The sequence below is a fragment of the Streptomyces sp. CA-243310 genome, from assembly GCF_050936775.1.
Lineage (GTDB): Bacteria > Actinomycetota > Actinomycetes > Streptomycetales > Streptomycetaceae > Streptomyces.
The window spans coordinates 500,980-525,553 of record NZ_JBNJMF010000001.1; the positions used below are offsets into that span (position 1 = coordinate 500,980).

Below are 24,574 nucleotides of genomic sequence, written 5' to 3' on the forward strand. Positions count from 1 at the left end.
CCACCGGCATTGCGATGTCGGTGGCGGGTGTCACAGTGGGGGAGTGAGCAAAGCCGCCGCAGGGCAGAGGGGGTGAGGTCCGGCCGTGTCCGGAACCGGTTCGATCGCTGAAGTCGGGACGCCGTCCGCGCGTTCCCGAGCCCTCGCCGTGCTGCGGGTACGCAGCAGGGCGCTGGCCCTCGCGCTGCTGCCCGCCGCCCTCGCGGTGGTGCTCGTCGCCGCCCGGATGACGGGTCGGCTGGCCGGTGACCCCTGGCCCGCGGTGACCCTGACCGTCTGCGCGGTGGCCGCCCTGGTGCTGCTGGTCGGCGGGGCCTTCGCCGCCGTCGTGCTGCGGGCCGGCCCCGCCGTGACCCCGACGGTGCCGCTGTCCGAGACCGCCGCCCCCGACCTGTACCGGCTGGTGCGGGATCTCGCCGACCGCATGGACGTGCCCCCGCCCTCCGCGATAGCCCTGACCCCGGACTGCGACAGCTGGCTGGAGGATCGCACCCACCCCGCCCACCGCCGCGCCGACACGGCGGCCGGCCGGCCCGAGTCCGTGCCCGGCGCGGCCCCCGTGCTGGTGATCGGCTCGCCGTTCCTGTGGTGGATGCGGGTCGCGGAACTCCGTGCCGTCCTGGCGCCGGTCGTCGCCGGCACGGGCCCCTCCGCGCACCCCGACATAGCCGACGCCCGAGGCTTCGTACGGGGTCTCGACGCCGCCGTGGACGTCGGCGGCAGGCCCGGCCTCGGCTGGATCGCCACGCCGGCCCGGCTGCTGCTGCGGCTGTGCCGGGTGGACGCCGCGGAGATGGAGCGCGGGGTGGCCGCCGCCGCCTCGGACCGCGCCCAGGGCGTGGACTACGGACTGCGCATCGTCGCCCAGGAGCAGGTCGGGCTGGCCTACGCGGGCTGGGATCGGCTGCTCACCCGGGTCGCCCTGCCGGCCTGGCGGATGGGCCGCTGGCCCGCACGGCTCGACGCCGGCGTGGTGTCGGCGCTGACCGAGCTGTCCCGCCGCGACCGTCTCGCGGACGGGTTCACCTCCCGGCTCGGCGAGCGCCCCGCGTGCGATCTTCTGGAGCAGCCGGGCGCCGTCGACGAGGCCGCCTCGCTGCTGGCCGCGCGCCTCTTCCACGGAGGTCCGGCCGAGGTGGGCCCGGACTGGTCCCCGGTGGACTGGGCCGCGTACCCGGAAGAGGTCGTGGACCGGAAGTGGCGCACGGAGGCCGCCCGACTGCACGCCGCCCTCGACGGTCTCGCGGCCCCCGCGGCACCCACGGTGGAGCGGGTCATCGCCTTCCTCACGGACGCCGTCCCCGCCGGGGAGTCGCTGGCGGGCAGGCTCAGCGGCGACCTCGCGAGGGAGGAGTCCGGGCCGGACTCGGCCGTGGCACGGGCCGCGGACGCCGTCCCGCTCTTCCCGCTCCAGGCACCGCGCAGCGGCCGGGACCTGCTGACCGACCACGTGACGGCACTGGTCTGTTGCGCGGCCGTGGACTCCGCCGGGGCCGCGCCGGGCCTGGACTGGCTCGACGGCCCCGTGCTGCTGGTCGGCGGCGCACGCCGGTCGGACCTCGCGCCCCGGGTGCTGTGCCTGGTCGAGGACGGCGACCCGGAGCCCCTGCGGGACTGGCTCCGGGAGGTCGGCGTCCGCCCGGAGAAGCCGGTCCGGCTGGTGTGAGGCGCGGCAGGCGCCGCCCGGGGCCGCGCGCCCGCGCGCGCTCCCTCGCCCCGGATCCGGCCCGACGCCGGCCGGCCACGTGACTAGGCTTTTCCGCGACGAACGGTGACGGAGTGCGCGCGTTATGTGATGTGCTGGGGTCGACGGATGCACGTTCGGGGGAGCGAGGGAGGGGAGCGGGATGAGTGCGGACCAGATCCGGCGGTGGGAGTCAGGTGCGCTCGCGCACGCGGTGAACGATCCCTTCGGGCAGGGGCCGCTGCCCTGGTTCCGGGGGAGCGAGCTGTACTTCGACGACACCGGCCAGGTCGTCCCCTGGTACGTGGACCCCGCGGTCGCCCCCGGTCAGATCCCGCGCGCCCGCAGCGGCGGGGGCCCGCTCACCGCCGACGACGTCCACCGGCAGATCAAGGGTTTCGCGTCCACCGGAGCGGTTTCCCCCGGCGATGCGATCGACTTCCACATCACCGTGGACCCGCCCCAACAGTTCTCCGTCGACATCTACCGCATCGGCCACTACGCGGGGGACGGCGCCAGCAAGATCCATTCCAGTCCCCGGCTCTCCGGCATCGTCCAGCCGGCCCCGCTCACCGCCGACCGGACGGTCTCCTGCCACCACTGGTGGCTGTCCTGGCGGCTCCAGGTCCCCTCGTACTGGAACGTCGGCGCGTACGTGGCCGTCCTGACGACCGTCGACGGCTACCGCTCCCACATTCCCTTCACGGTCCGCGACGACGAGCCCGCCGACCTGCTGCTCCTGCTGCCCGACATCACCTGGCAGGCCTACAACCTCTACCCGGAGGACGGCCACACGGGCGCGAGCCTCTACCACGCCTGGGACGAGCAGGGCCGTCTCCTCGGGGAGGCGGACGCCGCCACCACCGTGTCCTTCGACCGCCCCTACGCGGGCGCCGGCCTGCCTCTCCACGTGGGCCACGCCTACGACTTCATCCGCTGGGCCGAGCGCTACGGCTACGACATCGCCTACGCCGACACCCGGGACCTGCACGCGGGCCGCGTCGATCCCACCCGCTACCGGGGCCTGGTCTTCCCCGGGCACGACGAGTACTGGTCGGCTCCCATGCGCCGCACCGTCGAGCGCGCCCGCGAGCACGGCACCTCGCTCGTGTTCCTCTCCGCCAACACCATGTACTGGCAGGTCGAACTGGCACCCTCGCCGTCCGGGGTCGAGGACCGGCTCCTCACCTGTCGAAAGCGGCGCGGACCCGGCCGCCCCAGCCTGTGGCGCGAGGTCGACCGCCCCGAACAACAACTGCTCGGCATCCAGTACGCGGGGCGGGTCCCCGAGCCCGCGCCCCTGATCGTGCGCAACGCCACGCACTGGCTCTGGGACTCCACCGGCGCCGCCGAGAACGACGAGCTCGCCGGACTGGTCGCCGGCGAGGCCGACCGGTACTTCCCGCGCACCCAGCTCCCCGAGCACCAGGACCGCATCCTGCTCGCGCACTCCCCGTACCTCGACAGCGAGGGCGCCAAGCGCCACCAGGAGACGTCCCTGTACCGGTCGCCCAGCGGAGCCTGGGTGTTCGCGTCCGGCACCTTCGCCTGGTCCCCGGCGCTCGACCGCCCGGGCCACGTGGACGAGCGGGTCCAGCGGGCCACGGCCAATCTCCTCGACCGGATCTGCAAGCACGACTGACACGGCCCCCGTCGCCTGACACGGACCCGGCCGACGCGACGGGCCGCGCCCCCTGGCGAGGGCGCGCGGCCCGGTACGGGACAATGGGATCGCGCTCGTACAGAACCACAGGGAGACCCCGTGTCCGGATTCGTCGAAAAGCCCGAGCCGGCTCAGGTGCCGGGCCTCGTCCACCTCCACACCGGCAAGGTGCGCGATCTCTACCGCGACGAGGACGGCAACCTCGTCATGGTCGCCAGCGACCGGATGTCCGCCTTCGACTGGGTCCTGCCCACCGAGATCCCGGACAAGGGCCGGGTCCTGACCCAGCTCTCCCTGTGGTGGTTCGACCAGCTCAAGGAGATCGTCCCGAACCACGTCATCGGCACCACCCTGCCCGCCGGCGCCCCCGCCGACTGGGCCGGACGCACGCTGATCTGCCAGAACCTCGACATGGTCCCGATCGAGTGCGTGGCCCGCGGTTATCTCACCGGCTCCGGCCTCGCCGAGTACGTCCAGACCCGCACGGTCTGCGGACTCGGCCTGCCCGAGGGCCTCGTGGACGGCTCCGAGCTGCCCGGCCCCATCTTCACCCCGGCCGCCAAGGCCGACGTCGGCGAGCACGACGAGAACGTCTCCTACGAGGAGGTCGCGCGCACCGTCGGCACCGAGACGGCCGCGCTGCTGCGCCAGGCCACCCTGGCCGTCTACACCCGCGCCCGGAACATCGCCCGCGACCGGGGCATCATCCTGGCCGACACGAAGTTCGAGTTCGGCTTCGGGGCCGACGGGACCCTGGTCGCCGCCGACGAGGTGCTGACCCCGGACTCCTCGCGGTTCTGGCCGGCCGACCAGTGGAAGCCGGGCCGCGCCCAGCCCTCCTTCGACAAGCAGTACGTCCGCGACTGGCTGACCTCCCCCGCCTCCGGCTGGGACCGCGCCGGCGAACTCCCGCCCCCGGCACTGCCGCAGGACGTGGTGGAGCAGACCAGCGCCAAGTACATCGAGGCGTACGAGCGGCTCACCGGCCTGACCTGGACCGCCAAGACCGGCCGCTGAACGTCCCGTGTCCCCGGCCCGCCGAGCGGGCCGGGGAACCCGAGAGGTCGGGAACACGAAGAAGCCCCCCGGTCCGAGGACCGGGGGGCTTCTTCGTACAGAGCGGACAACGCGACTCGAACGCGCGACATCCACCTTGGCAAGGTGGTGCTCTACCAACTGAGCTATGTCCGCATGCGCCGTAGCGCGGTACCCACTATACCCAACCTCGCTGCCGTGCGATGCGCACTGCCGTGTGCCGGTTCTCGGCCCCCAGCTTCGTCGCCGCCGAGGACAGGTAATTGCGTACCGTGCCCTGCGTGAGCGAGGCCCGCTCCGCGATCTCCGCGATCGGCGCCCCGTCCGCCGCGAGTTCCAGTACCTCCGCCTCCCGGGCGGTCAGCGGAGAATCCCCCGCGCTGATCGCGTCGGCCGCCAACTCGGGGTCCACGTAACGGCCTCCGGCGTGCACGGTTCGGATCAGCTCGGCCAGTCGCTGCGCCGACACCGTCTTCGGTGCGAAGGCCCGCACGCCCGCCGCGAGGGCCCGCTTGAGGTGGCCGGGCCGGCCGTGACTGGTCACGATCATGACCTTGCAGCCGGGGAGTTCGGACCTCAGCGATGTGGCGACACTCACACCGTCCGCCCCCGGCATCTGCAGGTCCAGCACCGCCACGTCCGGGCGGTGTGCCCGGGCCATCGCCAGCGCCTCCGGCCCCGAGGCCGCCTCCGCGACCACCAGCAGGTCGTCCTCCAGGGCCAACAGCGCGGCCAGGGCGCCGCGGATCAGGTGTTCGTCGTCGGCGAGCAGTACGCGTACGGGGCTCACGCCCGCACCTCCAGTCGTGGGCGCGGGGCTCATGCCCGCACCGTCAGTCGTTGTTCGGGGATCCGGGCCAACAGCCGGAACCGGCCGCCCCCGGTCGGGCCCGCCGACAGGGTTCCGTCGACCACCGCGAGGCGCTCGCGCAGCCCCGCGAGTCCCGAACCGGGCGGGCCCGCCGGCGTCTCGGGGGCTCCGTCGTTCTCCACCAGCAGGGTCAGCGCGCCCGATCCGTCCCCGGCCTCGGCGAGCCGGATCAGGCAGCTCTGCGCGTCGCCGTGCCGCAGGACGTTGGTGGTCGCCTCCCGGACCACCCAGCCCAGGGCCGACTGCACCTCGGAGGGCAGTGCCCGGCGGGCCTCGAACTCGACGCGGCAGTCCATCCCTGCCGCGCTCAACACCCCGCGCGCGCCCTCCAGCTCCACGGCCAGGTCCGCCTCGCGGTAGCCGCGCACGACGTCCCGCACCTCGCGCTGCGACTCGCGGGCGATCCGCTGGACCTCGATCATCTGCTCCACCGCCTCGGGACGGCCGCGCCGGGCCAGTTGCACCGCCAGCTCGCTCTTGAGGGCGACGACCGCCAGATTGCGTCCCATCACGTCGTGCAGGTCCCGGCCGAACCGCAGGCGTTCCTCGGCCACCGCGAGCTGCGCCTGGAGCTCCCGGGCGCGGTCGAGTTCGTACACGATCCGCAGCAGCCACCCCGAGAAGCCACAGGCGAGGCTGAGGAACAGACCGCTCAGCAGCACCCCGATGGCATACCCGATGCCCTCCACGACCGGCAGTCCCAGGGCGACCACCGTCAGGCCGGTGCCCACGGCGTGCGCGGGCGCGACGCCCCACATGTGCCGGACCTTCTCCAGGCCCATCACCAGGGAGCCGGAGGCGAAGCAGGTCATGCCCGTCACCAGCATCGGGGCGACGGTCTCGTCGATGTGCCCGGTCCGGCGCAGGACCAGGACGGTCAGGCATCCGACGGCCGTCACGATCACTGTCGCCCACGCCACCCACACGGGCCGGCCCCTGCGCCCCACCAGCCAGTCCAGCGCCCGGGAGGAGAGGAACCCGACGAGCACGGAGTGCACGCACACCAGCACCAGAAGGCCCAGTTCGGCCGAGCCGACCTCGTCTCGCGGACCGAGGACCAGGCCGCCGAGTCCGAACGTCAGGATCTCGATCGCCACGAAGAGATGGAACGACCAGCGTGTGTAGAGCTCGACCTTCCCCGCACTGCTGCGGTTCTTCCACCACCCGGTCAGCTTCGACACGGTCCCCGTCCCCCCCGACTTCGCTGTCGTTACCCAGGCCCTGTCGTCGAAGTCTCGCCTGGCCCCACTTCGACGACAGGACCTAGCGCCGCGGTTCCCAGCGGAACCACCGGTGGACAGCAAACACGGTGTTCACGGTCCAGGCCACCGTGACGAGCGCGGCGCCGGTCAGGTCCCCGGCCGGCGCACCGTCCCACGCGCCCCGCACCAGCGTCATGACGCCGCTCAGCGGAAGCAGTTCGCACACCGATGCCAGCGTCCGCGGAAGGCCGTCCATCGGTACGAACAGGCCCGAGCCGAACAGGCTCACCAGCAGCAGCGGCAGTGTGGTGATGCCCGCGCTCTCCACGCTCCGGGTGAAGGAGCTGGTCAGCGCCGCCAAGCCGGCCAGCAACACGATCGCGGCGAGCACCGCGACGATCAGGAGCAGCGGGTTGTCCGGCATCGGCGCGTCCAGGGCGGCGGCGCCGGCCAGGACGAGGACGCCGATCTGCCCGAGGGCGACGACCGCGGCCGGCAGCGCGGTGCCGGCGAGGATCTCCAGGTCGCCCGCCTCGCCGGTGCGCAGCCGCTTGAGGACGAGTTCCTCGCGCCGGGCCACGTACGCGGAGACCAGGTTCATGTAGACGACCAGGAGCAGGACGAGTCCGGTGCCGCCGCTCAGGGTGGCCCGGCCGAGGGCCGCAGCGCTCTGCCCGTCCGAGGCGGCCGGCGTCGAGCGCAGCAGGAACATCATGGCCGCCGGCATGAACAGGGCCATGGACAGGGCGGTCCGGTTGCGCCGCAGCAGGATCAGCTCGGAGCGGCCCAGAGCGCCGAGCCGACGGGGGTTCAGGCGCGGTGCGATCAGGTGCGGCGTGCTCATCGGGTTCCCGCCCTCTCGTCCTCGTCGCTCCGGGCCCGGGAGAGGGGGCTCCGGCGGCTCCGCGCGATCTCCAGGAAGGCCTCTTCCAGCGAGGCGGACCGGGCGTCGAGCCCGCCCAGCTCCACCTCGGCCTCGTGCGCCCATCGCAGCAGTTCCCCGAGGCTCTCCTGGAGCCGTTCGGTACGGATCTCCACCCGCCGCCCGTCCGCCGCCGCCCGCAGGGACAGTGGCAACCGCGCCGCGGGCACCGCCTCCGGGAGCGTGAAACGGATCCGCGCGGGCCGGGTCGCGGTCACCTCGGCGGGCGTACCGGTCAGCACCGGCTCCCCTTCGTGGAGGATCGCCAGCCGGTCGGCGAGGTCCGCCGCCTCCTCCAGGTAGTGCGTGGTCAGCAGCACCGTGGTGCCCTCCGCGCGCAGCTCCCGCACCAGTTCCCAGGTGTCCCGGCGACCCTCGGGGTCCATGCCGGTCGTCGGCTCGTCGAGGAACAGCACCTCCGGCCGCCCCAGCAGGGCCAGGGCCAGATCGAGCCGGCGCCGTTCACCGCCGGACAACTGCTTGACGCGTACGGACGACCGCGCGGCCAGCCCGACCCGTTCGAGGACCTCCGCCCCGGGCCGCGCGCCGGTGGTGACCCCGGCCCACATCCGGACGGTCTCGGCGACGGTCAGGTCGGAGGGGAAGCCGCCGTCCTGGAGCATGATCCCGGTGCGCGGCCGAACCTCGGCCCGCTGCGTGAACGGGTCGAGGCCGAAGACCCGTACCCGCCCCCCGCAGGGTGCGGCCAGTCCCTCCAGAAGTTCCACGGTGGAGGTCTTGCCGGCGCCGTTCGTCCCGAGCAGGGCGAAGATCTCGCCGCGCTCCACGGAGAAGGAGACGCCGCGGACGGCCTCGAAGCCGCCGGCGTAGCGGCGTCGCAGTTCCTCCGCCCGGATCACCGTGTCGGTCATCACTGTGTCGGTCATGAACCAAGGCTCGCGGCGGACCGGCCGCGGCAGCAGTGCGCGCTGTCATGACGGGGGATGACATATGTCAGGCGGGGCCGGGCAAAGGCGCGGGTATAGGGGTGAACGCACGACAAAGGCCCCGATCAATGATCGGGGCCTTTGTCACACTGAGCGGACGACGCGACTCGAACGCGCGACATCCACCTTGGCAAGGTGGTGCTCTACCAACTGAGCTACGTCCGCATGCAACGACGTAAAGCCGTGCGCTGCGAGCATCACTCTACCTGATCCACAACCGTGGTCGGTAAAGCGTGCAGAGCGGGTGACAGGGATTGCACACTGCGCCTCCCCCCTGGAAGGGGGGTGTTCTGCTACTGAACTACACCCGCACGACTTCGGGTCTCGGCCTTGCGGCCTCGCCCCTTGGCGTGATCCACACACTAGCCGATCCGAGGGGGTGGATGGCAAATCCGGGGTCAGTGGGCAGCGTTGTAGGCCTCGTAGACGCGCTTGGGGATGCGACCGCGCGGCGGCACGTCGTGGTGGTTCGACCGGGCCCAGGCCCGGACGACCGCCGGATCGGGGGCGATCGACGTGTGCTTGTACGCCTTGCCCGAGCGGGCCTGTCGGCGCCCGGCGGCCACGAAGGGGGCGAGGCTCTTCCGCAGTTTCTTTGCGTTGGCGACATTGAGGTCGATCTCGTACGACTTACCGTCCAGGGCGAACACGACCGTTTCCGCCGCTTCTCCGCCATCGATGTCGTCGGAGATCGTGACTACTACGCGCTGCGCCACGGATATCGGTCCCTTCGTGCGAGGTCACCGCGTGCTGACATGCGGTGATGTCGCCTGTGTGGATGTTTCGGAGCAATGCATCAATCCGTCGGAATCCCGACCGATTCCTTTGTACCGTGATTCGCATTGAATTGCGAAGCCCAGTTAATTGTCTCCGCGTGTCCCGCCGCAATCCCGGGCGCGTGGTTTTCCGGTGGATTTTGCGAAGCGTTGGTGAAGCCGAAACCGGTCGTGGATCACGCCCAAGGCATATCTACCCGCGTAGAAATTTTCGCCGGGTACGCTGATGGAACCGCCTTCGCACCAACCACCACACGGGAGTGCCAGTGGCACGCGTCGTAGTCGACGTCATGCTCAAGCCGGAGATCCTCGACCCCCAGGGCCAGGCGGTGCAGCGTGCACTGCCGCGGCTGGGCTTCGAGGGGATCGCCGACGTCCGCCAGGGGAAGCGCTTCGAACTGGAGGTGGAGGGACCGGTCGACCAGGCCGCCCTCGACCGCATCCACAAGATGGCCGAAACCTTCCTCGCCAACACCGTCATCGAAGACTTCACCGTGAAGGTCGAGGCCTGAGGGTGACCACTCGCATCGGAGTCGTCACGTTCCCCGGAACGCTCGACGACCGTGACTCGCTGCGCGCCATCCGCATCGCGGGAGCCGAGCCGGTCTCGCTGTGGCACCGCGACAAGGACCTGCACCAGGTCGACGCGGTCGTCCTCGCGGGCGGTTTCTCCTACGGGGACTACCTGCGCGCCGGGGCCATCTCCCGCTTCTCGCCGGTGATGGAGACCATCATCGAGCAGGCCAGGGCCGGCATGCCGGTCCTCGGCATCTGCAACGGCTTCCAGGTCCTCACCGAGGCCCACCTGCTGCCGGGGGCGATGCTCCGCAACAACCACCTGCACTTCATCTGCCGCGACCAGAAGTTGCGCGTGGAGAACGCGGAGACCGCGTGGACCGGCGACTACACCGCCGGCCAGGAGATCTCCGTACCGCTCAAGAACATGGACGGCCGCTACACCGCCGACGAGCGGGTGCTGGACGAACTGGAGGCCGAAGGCCGAGTGGCCTTCCGGTACCTGGACGGGAACCCGAACGGTTCGCTGCGCGACATCGCCGGCATCACCAACGCCGCGGGCAACGTCGTCGGCCTCATGCCGCACCCCGAGCACGCGGTGGAACCGCTGATCGGGACGGGCCGCACCGACGGTCTCCCGTTCTTCACCTCGGTCCTGAAGAAGCTGGTCAGCGCATGAGCCTCGACACCGTCAAGCACGCCACCGACACCCCGGACGCCTCCCAGCCGTGGAAGGAACTCGGCCTCAAGGAGGACGAGTACGCCCGCATCCGGGAGATCCTCGGCCGCCGTCCCACGGGCGCCGAGCTCGCCATGTACTCGGTCATGTGGTCCGAGCACTGCTCGTACAAGAGCAGCAAGGTCCACCTGAAGCAGTTCGGCGAGAAGGTCCCGGAGAACGACGCCATGCTCGTCGGCATCGGCGAGAACGCCGGCGTCGTCGACGTCGGCCAGGGCTACGCGGTCACCTTCAAGGTCGAGTCGCACAACCACCCGTCGTACATCGAGCCCTACCAGGGCGCGGCCACCGGCATCGGCGGCATCGTCCGCGACATCCTCGCGATGGGCGCCCGCCCGGTCGCGGTCGTGGACCCGCTCCGCTTCGGCGCGGCCGACCACCCCGACACCAAGCGCGTCCTGCCGGGCGTCGTCGCCGGCATCGGCGGCTACGGCAACTGTCTGGGCCTGCCGAACATCGGCGGCGAGGTCGTCTTCGACGCCTGCTACCAGGGCAACCCGCTGGTCAACGCCGGTTGCATCGGCGTGATGAAGCACGAGGACATCCACCTCGCCCAGGCCTCCGGCCCCGGCAACAAGGTCATCCTCTACGGTGCCCGCACCGGCGGCGACGGCATCGGCGGCGTGTCCGTGCTGGCCTCGGAGACGTTCGACGACACCAAGCCGACCAAGCGGCCGGCCGTGCAGGTCGGCGACCCGTTCCAGGAGAAGCTCCTCATCGAGTGCACCCTGGAGATCTTCAAGGAGAAGCTGGTCGCGGGCATCCAGGACCTCGGCGGCGCCGGGCTCTCCTGCGCCACGAGCGAGCTGGCCTCCGCGGGTTCCGGCGGCATGCGCGTCGAGCTGGACACCGTCCCGCTGCGCGACGCGACGCTCTCGCCCGAGGAGATCCTCATGAGCGAGTCGCAGGAGCGCATGTGCGCGATCGTCGAGCCGCAGCACGTGGACCGCTTCATGGAGATCTGCGAGAAGTGGGACGTCATCGCCACCGTCATCGGTGAGGTCACCGACGGCGAGCGCCTGGAGATCTTCTGGCACGGCGAGCAGATCGTGGACGTGCCCCCGGGCACCGTCGCCCACGAGGGTCCGGTCTACAACCGTCCGTTCGCCCGCCCCGCGTGGCAGGACGCCCTCCAGGCCGACGACGCGGGCAAGCTGCCCCGCCCGCAGACCTCCGAGGAGCTCCGCGCGCAGGTCCTGGCGCTGGTGTCCTCCCCGAACCAGGCCTCCAAGTCCTGGATCACCGACCAGTACGACCGCTTCGTCCAGGGCAACACGGTGCTCTCGCAGCCCGAGGACGCCGGCATGGTCCGCATCGACGAGGACACCAACCTCGGCGTCGCCATGGCCACCGACGGCAACGGCCGCTTCGCGAAGCTCGACCCGTACACGGGCGCGCAGCTCGCGCTGGCCGAGGCGTACCGCAACGTCGCCGCGACCGGCGCCAAGCCGCTCGCCATCTCCGACTGCCTCAACTTCGGCTCGCCCGAGGACCCGGGCGTCATGTGGCAGTTCGCCGAGGCCACCCGCGGTCTCGCGGACGGCTGCCTGGAGCTGGGCACCCCGGTGACCGGCGGCAACGTCTCGCTGTACAACCAGACCGGCGAGACCGCGATCCACCCGACCCCGGTCGTGGCGGTCCTCGGTGTGATCGACGACGTCAACCGCCGTACGCCGATGGCGTTCGCGGAGGCCGGCCAGCTGCTGTACCTGCTCGGCGACACCGCCGAGGAGTTCGGCGGCTCGGCGTGGTCCGAGGTCGTGCACCAGCACCTCGGCGGCATGCCGCCGAAGGTCGACCTGGGCCGCGAGAAGCTGCTCGGCGAGATCCTCATCTCGGCCTCGCGCGACGGCATGATCGACGCCGCGCACGACCTGTCCGACGGCGGCGTGATCCAGGCGCTCACCGAGTCCTGCCTGCGCGGCGGCAACGGTGCGCGGATCGTGGTGCCCGAGGGCCTGGACGCCTTCACCTTCCTGTTCTCCGAGTCCGCGGGCCGGGCCGTCGTGGCCGTCCCGCGCAGCGAGGAGCTCCGCTTCACCGACATGTGCGGTGCGCGGGGCCTGCCGGCCGCCCGTATCGGCGTGGTGGACGGCGAGGAGATCGAGATCCAGGGCGAGTTCACGATTCCGCTCGCGGAGCTGCGGACCGCTCACGAGGCGACGATCCCGGCGCTGCTCGCCTGATCCCGCCCGCCGCTTCGTCGAGCCCCCGTCCGGAGTCCTCCGGGCGGGGGCTCGGTCGTTCGGCCGGTCTCCCCTCGCGCCTGGCCGGATTCACGCTTTTACGTGATTACGTAGTCTCGTAATCTCGGTCCATGAGCCTCGAAGAACGCGTCACGGAGCTGGAACGCCGGCTGTCCGCGCTCGAAGAACGCGACACCCCCGAACCACCTCCGGCGGAAGGGACCTTCTGGGCCCTGGAGGGCTGGAAGGACCGGGGCGTCGACGGCGTGCTGTTCACCGGCGCCGCGACACTGCCCACCGGCGAGCACTACCAGTGGCAGCAGGCCCACACCACGCAGGGCCTGCTCGGCGACGAGGTCGATCCGCAGCGCACCGCCGAGGCCCTGGCCGCGCTCGGCAGCCCCGTACGCGTCCGGCTGCTCCGCGAGATCCTCGCCGGCCGGCGCACCGCCACCGAACTGACCGACCTCGACGGGGTCGGCACCAGCGGACAGGTCTACCACCACCTGCGCCAACTCACCGCCACCGGCTGGCTGCACACCACCGGCCGCGGCCGCCACGAGGTGCCGGCCTCCCGCGTCGTACCGCTGCTCGTCCTGTTCGCGGCGGCCACGCCGTGAACCGGGTCACCGTGCTGATGGGCCTGTACCGCGCCTGCCTGATCGGCTTCGTCGCCCTGATGGTCACCGACTTCGCCCTCGGCTTCCCCTTCCCGCTCCTGCTCGTCCTCGCCCCGGCGCCCGCCGGCGGGGTGCTCCTGTTCTGCGCCAACCGGCTCGCGGCCCGGTCACCGCACGTCGACGTCCCCGCGCGGGAGATCGAGCCGCCGGTCGCGGGACGCTGGCTCGCCCACAACAGCCCGGCGGACAAGGTCCCGAGCCACGGCACCCACCTCATGGGGCAGGCCTTCGCCATCGACGTCGTGGCCGAGCCGAAGGAGCGACCGCGCCCCGCGGCGACCTGGTTCTGGCCACCCGCGCGCAGCCCGCGCTCCTACCCGGCCTTCGGCGCACCTGTGTACGCGGTCGCCGACGCGGTGGTGGTCCGGGCGGGCGACGGGCGCCGCGACCACCTGACGCGCACCTCCCTGCCCGGCATGCTCTACCTGATCTTGATCGAGGCGGAGATCCGGCAGTTCGCCGGGCCCGGCGCGATCCTGGGCAACCACCTGGTGCTCGACCTGGGCGACGGCGCGTACGCCGTGTACGGGCATCTGCGTCGGGGCTCGCTCACGGTCCGCGCCGGCGAGCGCGTGTCCGCCGGACAGGTCCTCGCCGCCTGCGGCAACTCGGGCAACTCCACCGAGCCGCACGTCCACTTCCACCTGATGGACGGGGCGCACCCGGAGACGGCCCGGGGCCTGCCCTTCACCTGGCGCGGGGTGGGCCTCCCGGCGAACGGCGCCACCTTCGAAGCCGCCGTCGACACCCCCGCCGAAGCCCCCGCCGGCGACACCGACCAGGGCGTGGTCCGGGGCGGATTCCCGGGTTGAGCGCGCCGGATAGGGTCGGCCCCATGCCGACCGCCCGGAAGAAGCCGCGCACCTACGACTCCGCCAAGATCCGCGCGGCCGTCACCGCACAGTTCGGCCACGTCGCCGCAGCCGTGGCGACGCTGACCCCCGAGCAGTCGGCCCGTCCCACGCACCTCGGCGCCTGGACCGTACGGGACCTCGCCGCGCACATCGCGTGGATCATCCGCTCCATCCCCGAGGCGGTGGCGCGGCCCGAACCGGCCGAAGCCGATCTGACCGTACGGAACTGGCCCTTCGCCACGGCGGGGGTCGCCGGACAGATCGACGAGTTGGCCCGGGAGACCGCCGCCGGCGAGGAACTCGGCCCGCTCTACGAGGAGTCGGCGACGCGGCTCGCCGAACTGCTGAGGGTGGTCCCGGACGGCCGGCTGCTCGGGCTGCGGGTCGGCGCGATGGCCTTCGGGCCGTTCATGGTCACCCGCACCGTGGAGCTGGTCGTCCACACCGACGACCTGAACCGGGCGGCCGGCCTGGACATCCCGATCGACCGGCAGGCCCTCGCCGCCTGCACCCGGCTGCTCGCCGACGCCCTCGCGGACAAGGCCCCCGGGGGTTCGGTGGAGCTTCGGATCCCGCCCTTCGCCGTGGTCCAGTGCCTGGAGGGGCCCCGGCACACCCGGGGCACCCCGCCCAACGTGGTGGAGACCGACCCGCTGACCTGGATCCGGCTCGCCACGGGCCGGACGACCTGGGAAGAGGCGCTGGACGAGGCACGGCTCAGCGCGAGCGGCGAACGGGCCGATCTGGGCCCGCTGCTCCCGCTGATGAGCTGAGGGAAACCCTCCCCGGAGGATCGGACGGCGGGCGGAAGGGAACCGTCCGGGCACCTCGCCCGTCCCAGGTGCATGCGTCAGCAACGGCACGTCCTCGCCGCCCTCACGCTCGCTGTCACCGTCACCACCGCGGTGACCGCCTGCGCGGACCAGACGACCCCCTCCGGCCCGGATCCCTCACCGGGTCTCCCGGGGACGAGTTGGTCCGTGGAAAGCGTGACCGTGGACGGGAAGACCCTGACCGCGCCCGCAGCGGCCCGACTGGCCATCGGCGCCGAGGCCCCCTACGAGGCCACGGGCAACTACGGCTGCAACGGCCTGTCGGCCAAGGTGGAGATCAAGGGCTCGACCATGAACGTCCAACCCGGCTCCAGGACCGCGATGGCCTGCCCGGACATCAAGTTCGAGACGGCGTTCGCCAAGCTCTTCCGGGGCGCGCTCACGATCGAGAGCAAGCCCGAGCAGCTCACCCTGAAGACCGCTGACGGGAACACCATCTCCCTGACCACGAAGCCCCGGACCCCGGACGCGCCGCTCACCGCCACCGACTGGAGCGCGGACTCCCTGATCCAGGGCACGTCGGTGTCCTCGCTGCCCGCCGAGGCGGCGGGCAAGGCCCGGTTCACCATCGCCGCCGACGGCGCCGTGAGTGGCACCCTCGGCTGCAACCGGTTCTCCTCCAAGGCCGTCGTCGAGGGCTCCCGGATCACCCTCGGGCCCCTGACCGCGACACGGATGGCCTGCACGGGCCCGGCCGGCGACGTCGAACGCGCGCTGACCGCGCTGTTCGCCAGTGGCCCCCTCGAACACCGCGTCCAGGGCGACACCCTGACCCTCACCGCCACCGACGGCAGTGGCAAGGGCATGGGAGCCAAGGCGGCCTCCGCCGTCGAATGACCCCCGCCCCCGGCCCGGCCGGTGTCCACAGCCTGTGGACACCGGCCGGGCCGGGCCCGCCGGCGGCCTCCGCGCCCCGAGGGATCAGGCGGGGGACGGACGGATCAGGCCGGGTACGGGAGCAGCGTCGCGTCCGTCTTCTCCCAGGCCGCCCGCAGTTCGGCCAGCCTGGCCGGCTCCACGGCCGCCTTGTCGGCCTGCTCGCGGACGTCCCCGGCCAGGTTGAACAGCTGGTCCTTGCCGGCCCTGCCCCGGTAGTACTTCCAGTCCCCGCGGCGCAGCGCCCGCTCGCCCCGTACCCGCCAGAACAGGTTCCGCTCCGCGATCCGCTCGCCCCGCAGCAGGTATCCGGCCAGGCTCACCCCGTCGAGCGGGTACGCGCGGTCCGGCCGGGCACCGGCCAGCTCCAGCAGGGTCGCCGTCCAGTCCGGGCTGAACACGGGGACGTGGCTGACCTGTCCGCCGTCCAGGCGCGCCGGCCAGCGCACGATGGTCGGCACCCGGATCCCGCCCTCCTGGAGCGAGGCCTTGTTGCCGGAGAGCGGCCAGTTGTACGAGAAGCGCTCGCCCCCGTTGTCGCTGGAGAAGACGACCAGGGTGTCCTCCTCCTGGCCGGAGCGCTTCAGGGCCTTCAGCACCTCGCCGATCGAACGGTCGAGATCCTCGACCATCTCCTTGTACTTCTCCACCGAGCCGCCGTCCTGGTGCCACAGGGCCCGGCCGTCGCCCGCCTTGATCCGGCGGACGATCTCGGCGCTGTCCTCCGTGTCGCCGTCGGCGATCCAAGGCCAGTGCGGGGTCGTGAAGTTGAGGTTCAGCAGCCACGGCTTGCCGTGGTGGTCGCGGGACACGTACTCGCTCGCCCGCTCGGTGAGGATCCGCGTGTAGTAGCGCAGGTCCTTGTACTCGGCGTCACCCTCGTAGAGGTCGTACTCCCCGCCCAGGCCCAGCTTGGAGTAGTACTCCAGGGCCCCGCCGAAGTTGCCGAAGAACTCGTCCCAGCCGGACCGGGTGGGGCTGTGGTCCGGCAGGTACCCGGCGTGCCACTTGCCGATCAACGCGGTCGCGTAGCCGGACCCCTTGAGCAGCGAGGCCAGCGTCGGGTGCGAGGGCTCCAGGCCGACGGACTTGTCGGCGATCGGCTCGGCCAACCCGCCCTTGGTGCGGCCCGGGTAGCGCCCGGTGTACAGGCTGAAGCGGGTCGGCGAGCAGGTCGCGGAGCCGGAGTAGGCGTCGGTGAACCGGACTCCCCGGCGGGCGAGCCGGTCCAGGTTCGGGGTCTCGATGTGCGGGGACCCGTAGGAGGACAGGTCCGCCCAGCCGAGGTCGTCGCCGAGGATGAACAGGATGTTCGGCCGCCGGGAGTGACGTCCCCGGGCGGCCTTGAACTCCCGCTCCTCGGGGCCCGCGTGCCGGGCGTCGGCGGGAGCGGAGGCGGGTGCCGCGGCTGCCGGCGAGGCGGCCCCCGCCCCGAAGGCCGCGGCGGCGGCACTCACGCCGACCGCCCCGCCGAAGGCGCGTCGGGACAGGTGGGATTCAGACGAGGTCACGGGTGCTCCAGGGCATGGCCCGCCCACCCGCCCCCGACGGCGCACGGCACGGCGGAACGGGCTGGGGCGAGCGAAAAGGCACTGCGGGGGAAATCGGCGAGAGGCGCCGGGAGAATCAGAAAAGACGCGCCGGAGCGCGGGGCGGAACTACGCCCTGCAACAACAGATGGCGCTCGCGACACGGACGAGGTCCACGTGCCGGCGCTCGACGAGGGTGACGGTGCGGTCACCGAGAGGCTGCATGAGCCGGAAGCTTGTACGAATCGACGACGGGCTGTCAACCAGGGCATTCCGGATATCGAGACAGTCACCCTCCGCACGGGTTACCCGACTGTCCGCACTGTGACTTTTACGGGCCGTCCCCAATTCGGACCAGTGGTCGATCTCGCCTACACTCGGAAGCGTGCCTCGTGGTGATGGACGACTCAACCACGACCTGCTCCCCGGCGAAAAGGGCCCCCAGGACGCTTGCGGCGTCTTCGGTGTCTGGGCTCCGGGTGAAGAGGTCGCCAAGCTCACCTACTTCGGACTGTATGCGCTGCAGCACCGCGGACAAGAGTCCGCGGGAATCGCTGTGAGCAACGGTTCCCAGATCCTCGTCTTCAAGGACATGGGCCTCGTTTCCCAAGTCTTCGACGAAACCTCTCTCGGCTCGCTCCAAGGTCATATCGCGGTCGGTCACGCCCGCTACTCGACCACCGGAGCCTCCGTCTGGGAGAACGCGCAGCCCACTTTCCGCGCGACCGCCCACGGCTCCATTGCCCTGGGTCACAACGGCAACCTGGTGAACACCGCCGAGCTCGCCGAGATGGTCGCCGACCTCCCCCGTCAGGACGGCCGCGCCACCCAGGTGGCGGCCACCAATGACACCGACCTGGTCACCGCCCTGCTGGCCGGCCAGGTCGACGACGAGGGCAAGCCCCTGACCATCGAGGAGTCGGCCACCAAGGTCCTCCCTCTGGTCAAGGGTGCGTTCTCGCTCGTGTTCATGGACGAGGGAACCCTCTACACCGCCCGTGACCCGCAGGGCATCCGCCCGCTGGTCCTCGGCCGCCTGGACCGCGGCTGGGTGGTCGCCAGCGAGACCGCCGCCCTCGACATCTGCGGCGCCAGCTTCGTCCGCGAGGTCGAGCCGGGCGAGCTCATCGCGATCGACGAGAACGGCCTGCGCACCTCCCGATTCGCAGAAGCGAAGCCCAAGGGTTGTGTGTTCGAGTACGTCTACCTGGCGCGCCCGGACACCGACATCGCCGGCCGGAACGTCTACCTCTCGCGTGTCGAGATGGGTCGACGCCTCGCCAAGGAAGCCCCGGTCGAAGCCGACCTGGTGATAGCGACGCCGGAGTCCGGCACGCCCGCCGCCGTCGGCTACGCCGAGGCCAGCGGGATCCCGTACGGCTCCGGCCTGGTCAAGAACGCCTACGTGGGCCGGACCTTCATCCAGCCCTCGCAGACGATCCGCCAGCTCGGCATCCGCCTCAAGCTCAACCCGCTCAAGGAAGTCATCCGGGGCAAGCGCCTGGTGGTCGTGGACGACTCGATCGTCCGCGGCAACACCCAGCGCGCCCTGGTCAAGATGCTCCGCGAGGCCGGCGCGGCGGAGGTCCACATCCGGATCTCCTCGCCGCCGGTGAAGTGGCCGTGCTTCTTCGGCATCGACTTCGCCACCCGGGCCGAGCTCATCGCGAACGGCATGACGGTCGACGAGATCGCCACGTCGATGGGTGCCGACTCGCTCTCGTACATCTCGCTCGACGCGATGGTCGAGGCGACCACCATCCAGAAGCCGAACCTCTGCCGTGCCTGCTTCGACGGCGAGTACCCGATGGAACTGCCCGACCCGCAGCTCCTCGGCAAGCAGCTCCTGGAGACCGAACTCGCCGGCGGTACCGACGCCGCCGACGCGCTCCGGCGCCCGTAGCCCTCGTCCGACCCGACCCCACCAGGTCGGGTCGGACCGGCTCGGCCCCAGCTCGACCTGCGCCCGGCCCTGTCTTTCAAGCTTCTCCCAGGGCTGTGCACCACCCGCAGTAACGACACGAAAGCTCTCTCCTGTCATGACAGAGAAGACCACCGGTGCCAGCTACGCAGCAGCAGGTGTCGACATCGAAGCGGGCGACCGCGCCGTCGAACTCATGAAGGAGTGGGTGAAGAAGACGCAGCGCCCCGAGGTCCTCGGCGGCCTCGGCGGTTTCGCCGGCCTCTTCGACGCCTCCGCCCTCAAGCGCTACGAGCGCCCCCTGCTCGCCTCCGCCACCGACGGCGTCGGCACCAAGGTGGACATCGCCCGCCGCCTCGGCGTGTACGACACCATCGGCCACGACCTGGTCGCGATGGTCATGGACGACATCGTCGTCTGCGGCGCCGAGCCGCTCTTCATGACGGACTACATCTGCGTCGGCAAGGTCCACCCCGAGCGTGTCGCGGCCATCGTGAAGGGCATCGCGGAGGGTTGCGTCCTCGCCGGCTGCGCCCTCGTGGGCGGCGAGACCGCCGAGCACCCCGGTCTCCTGGGCCCCGACGACTTCGACGTGGCGGGCGCCGGCACCGGAGTCGTCGAGTACGACCGGCTGCTGGGCGCGGATCGCATCCGTACGGGGGACGCCGTCATCGCGATGGCTTCCTCCGGTCTTCACTCGAACGGGTACTCGCTGGTCCGGCACGTCCTCCTCGACCGCGCCGGGATGCCCCTGGAAGGTCACGTCGAGGAGCTCGGCCGGACCCTCGGCGAGGAGCTGCTGGAGCCGACCAAGATCTACTCGCTGGACTGTCTCGCCCTCACCCGCACGGCCGAGGTCCACGCGTACTCGCACATCACCGGCGGCGGCCTCGCCGCGAACCTGGCGCGGGTGATCCCGGATCACCTGCACGCCACGGTCGACCGTGCGACCTGGGCCCCCGGCGCGATCTTCGACCTGGTCGGCAAGGCCGGACAGGTGGAGCGCCTGGAGCTGGAGAAGACGCTCAACATGGGCGTCGGCATGATGGCCGTGGTCCCGCAGGAGTCGGTGGACGTGGCCCTGACGGCACTGGCCGACCGGGGCGTGGACGCCTGGGTCGCCGGAGAGATCCTGGACCGGGGCGACCACACCGAAGGCGCGACCCTGACCGGTTCCTACGCGAGCTGAGCAGCACTGAAACCCGGTCCGGGGCGATGCCCCGGACCGGGTTTCATTACTTTTGAGACTTTTTGCAGACGTCGACGTACAGAGCGTCAAGCGCCGCGGCGCTGAGCCGAAGGACCGGACTCATCGTCCTCGTCCTCGTCGTCATCGCCGTTGTAGAGAGCCGCGTACTTGGCGTACGGGTCGTCTTCGTCATCATCCAGATCGTCATCGACCTCGACCGGCGCGCTGACGGGCAGCGGCTCTGTCGGCGATGCGCCCAGCTCATTGGCCAGACGCGAGAGGTCAGTCCCGCCGCTGTTGTACTTCAGCTGGCGGGCGACCTTTGTCTGCTTGGCCTTGGCCCGGCCGCGCCCCATGGCTCGACCCCCTCGGTGACGGGGCTCGACGGCCCCAGAGTCTGACACGCGTTCATGGTTCGGAGCGGGCTCTCCGTGGAGAGACCGTCCGTAGGGGTTCAACGGTACCTGCTTCAGCGGCCATACGGTACGCCGCCCGCATCACGCGCGCCGATGCAGTACCAACGAGACACCCCGTACTCGCTGGTCAGCTGCGATTTTAACCCTTTCCTGGCGGGCGACCCGCCGAAGGGCAGTGAGTTCCGTCTCCTCTGCGTCTCCGGCGGGTCCCAAGGGGCCCGGAAGGTCTCAGACCGCGACGGCGCCGCGCGCGTCGGCCATCCGCTGCTCGGCGATCCGGTCGGCTGCGGCAGCCGGCGGAATACCGTCTTCCTTCGCACGTGTGAATATGGCCAGCGTGGTGTCGAAGATCTTCGACGCCTTGGCCTTGCACCGGTCGAAATCGAAGCCGTGGAGCTCGTCGGCGACCTGGATGACCCCGCCCGCGTTGACCACGTAGTCCGGGGCGTAGAGGATCCCGCGGTCCGCGAGGTCCTTCTCCACGCCCGGGTGGGCGAGCTGGTTGTTCGCCGCGCCGCAGACGACCTTGGCGGTCAGGACCGGCACCGAGGCGTCGTTGAGCGCACCGCCCAGCGCGCACGGGGCGTAGATGTCCAGGCCCTCGGTGCGGATCAGGGAGTCCGTGTCGAAGGTGGCGGTCACCCGACCCGGGTGCCGGTCGAGGATCTCCTGCACCGACTCGCGTCGGACGTCGGTGATGACGACCTCCGCGCCGTCCTCCAACAGGTGCTCCACCAGGTGCCGGCCGACCTTGCCGACACCCGCGACACCGACCTTGCGGCCGCGCAGGGTCGGGTCGCCCCACAGGTGCTGGGCGCTCGCGCGCATGCCCTGGAAGACGCCGTACGAGGTGAGGACCGAGGAGTCGCCGGCGCCGCCGTTCTCGGGGGACCGGCCGGTCGCCCAACGGGTCTCGCGGGCCACCACGTCCATGTCCGCGACGTAGGTGCCGACGTCGCAGGCCGTCACGTAGCGGCCGCCGAGGGACTCCACGAACCGGCCGTAGGCCAGCAGCAGTTCCTCGCTCTTGAGGAGGTCCGGGTCGCCGATGATCACGGCCTTGCCGCCGCCGTGGTCGAGGCCGGCGAGGGCGTTCTTGTACGACATGCCGCGCGCGAGGTTCAGCGCGTCGAGCACGGCCTCCCCGTCCGAGGCGTACGCGTGGAAGCGGGTACCACCGAGGGCCGGGCCCAGGGCGGTGGAGTGGATGGCGATGACAGCCTTGAGGCCGGTGGCTCGGTCCTGGCACAGCACGACTTGCTCGTGGCCGCCCTGTTCCGTGCGGAACAGGGTGTGCAGGACGCCGTCGGTCATTTCGGTCACGGTGGTGACTCCCATGGAAGAGATGCGGCGGGAAGACGCCCCCCTGCGGGTGGGGGAGGGCGCGCTGGGAGCAGCGTAAGACCTGAGGGGCCCGCGCAGGCGTCCTGTCCGGGGATCGAAACACTCCCGGGTCCCGGGCGGGGTCCCGACGACCTCGCGGGCGCCCGCCGGAGTACCGCCGGCCGGCGCGGGGGAGTACGAGAGCGTGAGCGAATCCCCCGACCCCCGGCCGCCCTCCGCGCGCCCCGTACCGACCGTCCCCTACGCCTCCTACCTGCGTGTCTACGAGCCACTGGCGGCCTTCTCCGAACCGGAGCGCACGCACTGGGCCGACTACGCCCGGCGCGACGACACCCCGACCGCCCAGGACGAACTGCGCCGGTCGCTCGCGGACTTGGTGCGGGTGCCCCTGGTGGCGGTCCCCCGGCACGAGAGCGCCGACGCCTTCACCACCGAGTGGGACGGGACCCTGCTGGTCTGCCCGTGGCGGACCAGGCTGCGCGGCTGGCTGGCGCTGGAGGAACTCGTGGAGTGGTTCCCGCGCCCGGTGCTGGACGCGGCACTCCCCCCGGCCGCCCGCCTTCGGGCGACCGAGGAGTACGAGGCGTGGCGCGAGCGGAACCCGGACGGCCGCCCGTGGATCCGGACCGGGGTCTGGCAGGTCCCGCTGCGGTGGTTCGTGCTGGTGGCCGACGAGGAGCGGGAGTACGTCCCGGGCGAGCGGCTGCGCTACCGCACCCCGATGGTGCAGGCCCGGCGTCGGCTCGCCCGGGGGCTGCGGACCCTGCGCGAGGCGGAGGGGTACGGCATGCTCACGGAGGGTCTGGTGGAGGTCGGCAGCTGGCTGGAGGAGTTCCACCCGCGCTCCATGGTCGAACTGGACTACGGCGGACTGACGCACACCCTGCCGGAGGCCGGGCTGGCGGCCGACCGCTCCGCGCGGGATCTGGCGCGGGGGATCGCGGAGCTGCGGGCCGGGGACCGGGAGGGCGCGGCCCGGACGTACGGGGAGCTCGCGGAGCGCTGGCGGGCGGTCCGGGAGAGACTGTTCGCCAATTAGGTACCGGAGACCCCTGGCGCGCCCGCCGTGTCGCCCGTATCGTCCGATCGGCCATAAGTCGCAGATCAGAGCCTTGATCACGGTATTGGGGTCTTAGTGCCGGGACCTACGTCCCGATACGGGCCATTGGCCCAAGCGTGACGGAACGCACTATCTACACCCTTGCGCCCTTCCCCTACCCTCGTGCCAAAATAGGACAAGGAGTCCGGGGAGGGTTCCTTCCGTCCAAGTAAGGGCGGAATGCTCGGTATTGCACTCTATGGGGGGTCTGACGACTCCTGATCGCTCTGTGACTGATCGTCACAGTGGGGTGACTGTCCGTTATGGGACGGTCCATCGGCTTCCGCCGCTGATGAACACCTCGGAGGGCAATTCCATCGGTTTGGCCGTCGAGGCTGGACGGATGGTGTAGTTGTAGTGCCGAGGACAAGCCGTTCGTCCTATAACCGACTCGGCCTGCGTATGTCCATTTCGGGCAACGTGGGCCAAGGTGCAGAATTTAGAGGAAAGAACCGAGATGGTTCGGTTCTCCCGAGGAGGCCGCTCATGACCGCTCGCACCCCTGATGCCGAGCCGCTGCTGACCCCGGCTGAGGTCGCCACGATGTTCCGCGTGGACCCGAAGACGGTCACCCGCTGGGCCAAGGCTGGCAAGCTCACGTCCATCCGCACCCTGGGTGGACACCGCCGTTACCGCGAGGCTGAGGTTCGCGCACTGCTCGCGGGAATTCCGCAGCAGCGCAGCGAGGCCTGAGGCTCGCAAGCAGGACCTTTTTGCCGGGTCTGAATCGGGTCCCCCAATCCGATGAAACCCAAAAGCTTCAAACAGCAGAGCCTGCCCCAACAGGTTCCGCTGTTCGATCGCGCTGGACTCCGCCGGGTCCAGCGCGATCTTTTTTATGCCCGGAGGGCGGCGGAGGCGGAGGGTCCTCGGCAGCCCTCCGGGGGTGGGTGCCATTGCACATATAAAATCGAGCCGGCGTATGACTGCGATAAATGTGCGAGTCCGAAAAACTCATGTGGTGACACCCGTCACAGCTGATCACTCTTGTACACCCGGCAATGCACCCCGTAAGGGGACGTGAGCGACAGGGTGCGTCATGCGGACGAGGGATTTCGCCCGACGTGGCCGTCGGTCGCCGACCCGGGCGCGAGAATGCGGCCGAACGCGGCAAGGGGTCCGGTCGCGATGAAACGGGAACGTGACGCGTGGGGGGTCGATGGGCCGCACGAGGCGATCGACGGCCCCGGAAAGGCCTCCAGGGCCCCTCTGCGCGCCTCGCGGTCGCGGGAGGTGACCCAGGGGCCTCCGGCCCGCCCCGCGCCCCTCAGGCGATCGACGGGCCAACCGCC

23 protein-coding genes and 3 tRNA genes are annotated in these 24,574 nt (G+C 71.1%); 14 read left to right on the forward strand and 12 right to left on the reverse strand.

What is annotated here, in order from left to right:
* Positions 1–85 precede the first annotated feature (85 nt).
* The 3 genes from ACQEVM_RS02385 to ACQEVM_RS02395 all read left to right on the forward strand — a co-directional run bounded on the left by ACQEVM_RS02385 (position 86) and on the right by ACQEVM_RS02395 (position 4,364).
* Entirely contained in the window at positions 86–1,666 is a 1,581-nt protein-coding gene (locus ACQEVM_RS02385) for a hypothetical protein (protein ID WP_433074199.1), read from the forward strand.
* A gap of 181 nt (positions 1,667–1,847) precedes the next feature.
* Positions 1,848–3,326 carry a N,N-dimethylformamidase beta subunit family domain-containing protein gene (locus ACQEVM_RS02390; RefSeq protein ID WP_433074202.1) on the forward strand — a complete coding sequence of 493 codons (1,479 nt, stop codon included), beginning with the start codon at positions 1,848–1,850 and terminating at the stop codon, positions 3,324–3,326.
* Between the two features lie 120 nt (positions 3,327–3,446).
* The gene (locus tag ACQEVM_RS02395; RefSeq protein ID WP_433074205.1) at positions 3,447–4,364 is read left to right on the forward strand and encodes a phosphoribosylaminoimidazolesuccinocarboxamide synthase; all 918 of its coding nucleotides are present in this window, start codon (positions 3,447–3,449) and stop codon (positions 4,362–4,364) included.
* Positions 4,365–4,465: 101 nt separating this feature from the next.
* Here ACQEVM_RS02395 and ACQEVM_RS02400 read toward each other — a convergent pair.
* The 8 genes from ACQEVM_RS02400 to ACQEVM_RS02435 all read right to left on the reverse strand — a co-directional run bounded on the left by ACQEVM_RS02400 (position 4,466) and on the right by ACQEVM_RS02435 (position 9,040).
* Positions 4,466–4,538 (reverse strand) — tRNA-Gly (locus tag ACQEVM_RS02400).
* Between the two features lie 22 nt (positions 4,539–4,560).
* Positions 4,561–5,205, reverse strand: coding sequence for a response regulator (locus ACQEVM_RS02405; RefSeq protein WP_433074208.1), 645 nt, complete (start codon positions 5,203–5,205; stop codon positions 4,561–4,563).
* Positions 5,202–6,434: a sensor histidine kinase gene (locus ACQEVM_RS02410; protein WP_433074211.1), complete on the reverse strand. Its 1,233-nt coding sequence runs from the start codon at positions 6,432–6,434 to the stop codon at positions 5,202–5,204. The genes ACQEVM_RS02405 and ACQEVM_RS02410 overlap by 4 nt, the downstream gene beginning before the upstream one ends.
* Positions 6,435–6,516: 82 nt before the next feature.
* The gene (locus ACQEVM_RS02415; RefSeq protein WP_433074214.1) at positions 6,517–7,299 is read right to left on the reverse strand and encodes an ABC transporter permease; all 783 of its coding nucleotides are present in this window, start codon (positions 7,297–7,299) and stop codon (positions 6,517–6,519) included.
* Positions 7,296–8,264 (reverse strand): ABC transporter ATP-binding protein, encoded by a 969-nt coding sequence (locus ACQEVM_RS02420; protein WP_433074217.1) that lies wholly within the window; start codon positions 8,262–8,264, stop codon positions 7,296–7,298. Before ACQEVM_RS02420 ends, ACQEVM_RS02415 begins: the two co-directional genes overlap by 4 nt.
* A 152-nt stretch (positions 8,265–8,416) precedes the next feature.
* Positions 8,417–8,489: transfer RNA gene (locus ACQEVM_RS02425), tRNA-Gly, on the reverse strand.
* Positions 8,490–8,563: 74 nt separating this feature from the next.
* Positions 8,564–8,635: transfer RNA gene (locus ACQEVM_RS02430), tRNA-Gly, on the reverse strand.
* Positions 8,636–8,722: 87 nt separating this feature from the next.
* Positions 8,723–9,040 (reverse strand): histone-like nucleoid-structuring protein Lsr2, encoded by a 318-nt coding sequence (locus tag ACQEVM_RS02435; protein WP_351382784.1) that lies wholly within the window; start codon positions 9,038–9,040, stop codon positions 8,723–8,725.
* Between the two features lie 320 nt (positions 9,041–9,360).
* Here ACQEVM_RS02435 and purS point away from each other — a divergent pair, with 320 nt between their 5' ends.
* The 7 genes from purS to ACQEVM_RS02470 all read left to right on the forward strand — a co-directional run bounded on the left by purS (position 9,361) and on the right by ACQEVM_RS02470 (position 15,745).
* A complete protein-coding gene (gene purS / locus ACQEVM_RS02440; protein WP_008740952.1) occupies positions 9,361–9,612 on the forward strand; it encodes a phosphoribosylformylglycinamidine synthase subunit PurS in 252 nt (83 codons plus the stop codon).
* A 2-nt stretch (positions 9,613–9,614) separates the two neighbouring features.
* On the forward strand, positions 9,615–10,295 hold the full coding sequence (gene purQ / locus ACQEVM_RS02445) for a phosphoribosylformylglycinamidine synthase subunit PurQ (RefSeq protein ID WP_053680243.1): 681 nt from the start codon (positions 9,615–9,617) through the stop codon (positions 10,293–10,295).
* On the forward strand, positions 10,292–12,541 hold the full coding sequence (gene purL / locus ACQEVM_RS02450; protein ID WP_433074223.1) for a phosphoribosylformylglycinamidine synthase subunit PurL: 2,250 nt from the start codon (positions 10,292–10,294) through the stop codon (positions 12,539–12,541). Before purQ ends, purL begins: the two co-directional genes overlap by 4 nt.
* A 131-nt stretch (positions 12,542–12,672) precedes the next feature.
* Positions 12,673–13,161, forward strand: coding sequence for an ArsR/SmtB family transcription factor (locus ACQEVM_RS02455; RefSeq protein WP_433074226.1), 489 nt, complete (start codon positions 12,673–12,675; stop codon positions 13,159–13,161).
* Entirely contained in the window at positions 13,158–14,033 is an 876-nt protein-coding gene (locus ACQEVM_RS02460) for a M23 family metallopeptidase (RefSeq protein ID WP_433074229.1), read from the forward strand. The genes ACQEVM_RS02455 and ACQEVM_RS02460 overlap by 4 nt, the downstream gene beginning before the upstream one ends.
* Positions 14,034–14,056: 23 nt before the next feature.
* On the forward strand, positions 14,057–14,848 hold the full coding sequence (locus ACQEVM_RS02465) for a sterol carrier family protein (protein WP_433074232.1): 792 nt from the start codon (positions 14,057–14,059) through the stop codon (positions 14,846–14,848).
* Between the two features lie 72 nt (positions 14,849–14,920).
* Complete coding sequence (locus tag ACQEVM_RS02470) at positions 14,921–15,745, forward strand: META domain-containing protein (RefSeq protein ID WP_433074235.1); 825 nt, start codon at positions 14,921–14,923, stop codon at positions 15,743–15,745.
* A 104-nt stretch (positions 15,746–15,849) separates the two neighbouring features.
* On the opposite strand, the gene ACQEVM_RS02475 is transcribed toward ACQEVM_RS02470, so the two are convergent.
* Positions 15,850–17,295: a sulfatase-like hydrolase/transferase gene (locus tag ACQEVM_RS02475; RefSeq protein WP_433074238.1), complete on the reverse strand. Its 1,446-nt coding sequence runs from the start codon at positions 17,293–17,295 to the stop codon at positions 15,850–15,852.
* 147 nt (positions 17,296–17,442) lie between these two features.
* Positions 17,443–17,538 carry a putative leader peptide gene (locus tag ACQEVM_RS02480; protein ID WP_323178891.1) on the reverse strand — a complete coding sequence of 32 codons (96 nt, stop codon included), beginning with the start codon at positions 17,536–17,538 and terminating at the stop codon, positions 17,443–17,445.
* A gap of 160 nt (positions 17,539–17,698) precedes the next feature.
* Between ACQEVM_RS02480 and purF the strand changes: the two genes are divergently transcribed.
* Complete coding sequence (gene purF / locus ACQEVM_RS02485; protein WP_433074241.1) at positions 17,699–19,216, forward strand: amidophosphoribosyltransferase; 1,518 nt, start codon at positions 17,699–17,701, stop codon at positions 19,214–19,216.
* A gap of 136 nt (positions 19,217–19,352) precedes the next feature.
* Complete coding sequence (purM, locus tag ACQEVM_RS02490; RefSeq protein ID WP_053680253.1) at positions 19,353–20,423, forward strand: phosphoribosylformylglycinamidine cyclo-ligase; 1,071 nt, start codon at positions 19,353–19,355, stop codon at positions 20,421–20,423.
* Positions 20,424–20,509: 86 nt separating this feature from the next.
* Here purM and ACQEVM_RS02495 read toward each other — a convergent pair whose 3' ends face one another.
* Both ACQEVM_RS02495 and ACQEVM_RS02500 read right to left on the reverse strand, forming a co-directional pair.
* Positions 20,510–20,779 (reverse strand): DUF3073 domain-containing protein, encoded by a 270-nt coding sequence (locus tag ACQEVM_RS02495; protein ID WP_267803333.1) that lies wholly within the window; start codon positions 20,777–20,779, stop codon positions 20,510–20,512.
* 288 nt (positions 20,780–21,067) lie between these two features.
* Positions 21,068–22,162, reverse strand: coding sequence for a Leu/Phe/Val dehydrogenase (locus ACQEVM_RS02500; protein ID WP_433074245.1), 1,095 nt, complete (start codon positions 22,160–22,162; stop codon positions 21,068–21,070).
* 205 nt (positions 22,163–22,367) lie between these two features.
* Here ACQEVM_RS02500 and ACQEVM_RS02505 point away from each other — a divergent pair, with 205 nt between their 5' ends.
* Positions 22,368–23,222: a hypothetical protein gene (locus ACQEVM_RS02505; protein ID WP_433074248.1), complete on the forward strand. Its 855-nt coding sequence runs from the start codon at positions 22,368–22,370 to the stop codon at positions 23,220–23,222.
* Between the two features lie 546 nt (positions 23,223–23,768).
* Positions 23,769–23,975, forward strand: a complete 207-nt coding sequence (gene bldC / locus ACQEVM_RS02510) for a developmental transcriptional regulator BldC (protein ID WP_003949541.1) — start codon at positions 23,769–23,771, stop codon at positions 23,973–23,975.
* The last annotated feature ends 599 nt before the right edge of the window (positions 23,976–24,574 follow it).